Genomic DNA, 4,548 nt, shown 5'->3' on the forward strand with positions numbered 1-4,548 from the left:
CTTAGCAAGTCCTTTGTCAGCAAGTACTTTTGAGATCGCTGCAGTTGTTGTCGTTTTTCCATGGTCAACGTGTCCTATTGTTCCTACGTTTACATGGGGTTTCGTTCTTGAAAATTTTTCCTTAGCCATTTCAATCCTCCTAAAAAATTAAAATAATAATTATTATATATTTATTAATCGGTGCCCACTTCACATGAGCACCTCCTGAATAGTTGATCCTTCAAACTTAAGAGAATTACTTCCCTCTTGCCTCTTGGATACCTTTTTGGATGCTAGCAGGTACCTGAGCATACTCAGAGAACTCCATCGCATAAGTAGCTCTACCTTGAGATTTAGATCTAAGATCAGTTGCGTAACCAAACATTTCTGAAAGCGGTACTTTCGCATCAATGATTTTAGCTCCATTTCTGTCAGTCATTCCTGATACCATTCCTCTTCTAGAGTTAAGGTCTCCTATAAGGTCTCCCATATACTCTTCTGGAGTAGTAACTTCTACTTTGAAAACAGGCTCAAGAATTACAGGACTACATTTTACTGCTGCCTGTTTAACAGCCATAGATCCGGCAATTTTAAATGCCATCTCTGATGAATCGACCTCATGGTATGATCCATCATAAAGCTCTACCTTTACATCTTCCATAGGATATCCAGCTACAACTCCACTTTCAAGAGCTTCTCTACATCCTTTTTCAACTGCAGGTATATACTCTCTAGGTATAGCTCCACCTGTAACTTTATTGATGAATTCAAATCCTTTTCCTGGATTTGGTTCCACTCTTATCTTAACGTGTCCATACTGACCTCTACCACCTGATTGCTTAGCATATTTAACATCATGCTCAACTTTAGTTGTGATAGTTTCTCTGTATGCAACTTGTGGTTTTCCTACGTTAGACTCAACATTGAATTCTCTTTTCATTCTATCTACAAGTATTTCAAGGTGAAGTTCACCCATTCCTGATATGATAGTTTGACCAGTTTCTTCGTCAGTTTTTACTCTAAATGTAGGATCCTCTTCTGCTAACTTAGAAAGAGCAATACCCATTTTCTCTTGGTCAGCTTTTGTCTTAGGCTCAACCGCTACTGCGATTACAGGCTCAGGGAAGACCATTTTCTCTAGAACAATTGGTTGATCCATGTCACAAAGAGTGTCTCCAGTAGTAGTTTCTTTTAGACCTACCGCTGCTGCGATATCTCCACAGTAAACTATACTAAGTTCTTCTCTGTTGTTAGCATGCATCTGTAGTATTCTTCCTACTCTTTCTTTTTTACCTTTTGTAGAGTTAAGAACAGAAGTTCCCTTCTCTATAATTCCAGAGTAAACTCTGAAGAAAGCTAGTTTTCCAACAAATGGGTCAGTCATGATTTTGAAAGCAAGGGCTGAAAACGGTTGATCGTCTCCTGGCATTCTTTTCATTTCCTTCTCAGGATCTTTTACATCTGTTCCTTTTATAGCTCCAATATCTACTGGAGACGGCATAAGGTCAACCACTGCATCTAGAAGTGTTTGAACCCCTTTGTTTTTAAATGCTGTTCCGCAAGTTACAGGAACAATCAAGTTCGCTATAGTAGCCTTTCTAAGTCCGGCTACAAGTTCTTCTTGACTGATTTCTTCTCCACCGAAGAATTTCTCCATAAGAGCGTCGTCAGTTTCAACTATAGACTCAAGCATGAAAGTTCTAGCTTCTTCAGCTTTCTCAAGAAGTTCAGCTCTTATATCTTCTACTGTAAAATCCTGTCCTGTTTCAGTGTTTAGAGGCCAAACGATCTCTTTCATCTGAATAAGGTCAACTATACCTTCAAACTGATCTTCTGCTCCGATAGGAAGCTGAATAGGTACTGGATTTGATCCTAACTTTTCTCTGATATCTTTTACACACATATCAAAGTCTGCCCCGACTCTATCCATTTTATTGAAGAAAGCCATTCTAGGTACTCCGTATTTGTCTGCTTGTCTCCAAACTGTTTCTGATTGAGGTTGTACTCCGTCAACAGCCGAGAAAACAGCCACAGAACCGTCTAGTACTCTTAGAGATCTTTCAACCTCAACAGTAAAGTCCACGTGCCCTGGTGTGTCTATTATATTTATCCTATGTTCTCTCCAGAAACAAGTTGTCGCTGCTGAAGTGATAGTTATTCCTCTTTCTTGCTCTTGCTCCATCCAGTCCATTGTAGCCGCACCGTCGTGTACTTCACCAATTCTGTGAGTAATCCCTGTGTAAAGAAGGATCCTTTCTGTGGTTGTAGTTTTACCTGCGTCGATGTGGGCCATGATACCGATGTTTCTTGTTTTGTCCAAAGAAACTTTTCTAGCCATGTGGTCTTGCCCTCCTTGAAAGATATAATCTTAAATTAAGATATTACCACTTATAGTGTGCGAAAGCTCTGTTTGCTTCTGCCATTTTATAAGTATCTTCTTTTTTCTTAACAGTTGCACCTTCGTTATTTCCTGCTGCGATTAATTCAGCTGCAAGCTTTTCTGTCATACCATATTCTTTTCTCTGTCTTGTGTAAGCCGTTAACCATCTAAGAGCTAGAGTTTGTTGTCTCTCTATTCTTACTTCTACTGGTACTTGATACGTAGCTCCACCTATTCTTCTAGATCTTACCTCTACTTGTGGCTTGATATTCTCTATAGCCGATTTGAATACTTCGTATCCTTCTTGACCAGTTTTTTCTTTGATTAGGTCCATCGCTCCGTAAAAAATAGCCTCTGCAAGAGATTTCTTTCCATCTAACATTATTGAGTTGATAAATTTAGTTACAACTTTATCTCCATACCTCGAATCAGGTAATACATCTCTCTTTACTGCTGCTCTTCTTCTTGACATATCTTATTTCACCTCCCGAAAATTAAGCTTTTTTAGCTCCATATTTTGATCTTGATTTTTTTCTGTTTGCAACACCAGCAGTATCTAAAGCTCCTCTGATAACTTTATATCTTACCCCTGGTAAATCTTTTGTTCTTCCACCTCTTACAAGTACAATCGAGTGTTCCTGTAAGTTATGTCCTTCACCTGGAATGTACGTAGTAACTTCGATTCCGTTTGTAAGCTTTACTCTTGCAACCTTTCTAAGTGCCGAGTTTGGCTTCTTTGGAGTACTTGTGTATACTCTTATACAAACTCCTCTTCTTTGTGGGTTACCTTGTAGTGCCGGTGACTTTTTAGCTTCTTCTAAAGTCGCTCTTCCTCTTTTTACTAATTGATTTAAAGTAGGCATTTTACCCTCCTTCCGAATTTTAAATTAAAAATTTAATTATAACTTGAACATTATACTGACTTTGTTTCAAAAAGTCAACACTCAAAAAAACACTCAGTGCTTTAAGAGAAAAATTATAGATAATCTTCAAAAAATAATTTCCCAGATACTCATTTGTTGTCCAAAAATTATTATAACATATTTTTTATTTTACAACTATATTTTTTGTTTTAATTTTTACTCTGAAATTTCAGATAGTTCTTCCTGTACCAATTCCCAATCTTCCATAGCCTTCATTATATTTTCTTCAATGAGGTCTAACTCTTTTTGAATACTAACTAGTATTTCAAGATTATTGACTTTCCCAGCTTCATTGTAGCTTTCTTCCAAAATACTTTTTTCCGCCTCTAGAGCCTCTATACTCTCTTCAAGCTTTTGACCCTTCCTCTCCAAAGAGCCTATTCTGTTTTTTATTTTTTTTTGTTCCTCATAATCTATATTCCCCTGGGTATCTTTTTCATTCACTTGAAAATTACTCTTATAAGCTTCGTAGTCTCCTTTGAAAAGAGTACTCCCGTCTTTTGTGATTTCATATATTTTATTGACCACACTTTCCAAAAAGTGTCTGTCATGAGATACCACCACAAGAGTCCCATCATAATCTTCAAGGGCATACTCCAGTATCTCCCTAGAATATATGTCCAGATGGTTTGTCGGTTCGTCTAAAATCAGAAAATTTGGCTTGTCCATAATAAGTCTCATGAGGGCCACTCTCGCTTTTTCTCCACCACTCAGATTTCCTATTTTTTTGAAGGCGTCGTCCTCTGAAAAGAGAAACCCTCCGCATATTGATCTGGCCTGTTCTTCACTGAGGGGATAATTATTCAGAAGTTCCTCTATAACAGTGGCATCTTCATTTAGGCCTTCATGTTTTTGATCATAATAACCTATTTTTATTCTTTCTCCCCAAAGGATTTTCCCATCATCTTTGCTTTCTAAATTATTTAATATTCTGAGTATAGTTGATTTCCCCACACCGTTTTTTCCGATAAGGCCTATCCTGTCTCCCCTATACACTTCCATGTTTACATCTCTGAAGATCTCCTGTCCATCAAAGCTCTTGGAGAGATTTTCTATCTTCACCACTCTGTCTGTACTCACATTCTCTACTTGAAATTTCAGCTTCATCTTTCTTATGCTGACAACAGGATCGTCCATTTTTTCCATTCTGTCCAGAATCTTCTCTCGGCCTCTGGCCTGCTTTGACTTGACTCCGGCCTTGTAACGCCTTATAAACTCCTCAGTTTTTTTTATCTTATCCTACTCTTTTTCATAGGATTTTATTGC

Annotated in this window: 5 protein-coding genes; all 5 read right to left on the reverse strand. The window is 37.8% G+C overall.

Going from position 1 to position 4,548, the window contains the following annotated elements:
- On the reverse strand, positions 1-129 hold a 129-nt coding region (locus ABZA26_RS08400; RefSeq protein ID WP_372714078.1), incomplete at its 3' end, for a GTP-binding protein.
- A gap of 106 nt (positions 130-235) precedes the next feature.
- Positions 236-2,317, reverse strand: a complete 2,082-nt coding sequence (gene fusA / locus ABZA26_RS08405; protein WP_372714076.1) for an elongation factor G — start codon at positions 2,315-2,317, stop codon at positions 236-238.
- A 43-nt stretch (positions 2,318-2,360) separates the two neighbouring features.
- A complete protein-coding gene (gene rpsG, locus ABZA26_RS08410) occupies positions 2,361-2,831 on the reverse strand; it encodes a 30S ribosomal protein S7 (protein ID WP_372714077.1) in 471 nt (156 codons plus the stop codon).
- A 22-nt stretch (positions 2,832-2,853) separates the two neighbouring features.
- Positions 2,854-3,222 carry a 30S ribosomal protein S12 gene (gene rpsL / locus ABZA26_RS08415; protein ID WP_320047335.1) on the reverse strand — a complete coding sequence of 123 codons (369 nt, stop codon included), beginning with the start codon at positions 3,220-3,222 and terminating at the stop codon, positions 2,854-2,856.
- A gap of 216 nt (positions 3,223-3,438) precedes the next feature.
- Positions 3,439-4,515, reverse strand: a complete 1,077-nt coding sequence (locus ABZA26_RS08420) for an ABC-F family ATP-binding cassette domain-containing protein (RefSeq protein WP_372714079.1) — start codon at positions 4,513-4,515, stop codon at positions 3,439-3,441.
- Positions 4,516-4,548 lie beyond the last annotated feature (33 nt).

The sequence above is a fragment of the Ilyobacter sp. genome (assembly GCF_041583315.1).
Taxonomy (GTDB): Bacteria; Fusobacteriota; Fusobacteriia; order Fusobacteriales; family Fusobacteriaceae; genus Ilyobacter.

What these genes read in the sequence shown, in the direction of transcription:
- fusA (WP_372714076.1), bottom strand. Translation starts at nt 2,317, where the DNA reads ATGGCTAGAAAAGTTTCTTTGGACAAAACAAGAAACATCGGTATCATG.
- rpsG (WP_372714077.1), bottom strand. Translation starts at nt 2,831, where the DNA reads ATGTCAAGAAGAAGAGCAGCAGTAAAGAGAGATGTATTACCTGATTCG.
- rpsL (WP_320047335.1), bottom strand. Translation starts at nt 3,222, where the DNA reads ATGCCTACTTTAAATCAATTAGTAAAAAGAGGAAGAGCGACTTTAGAA.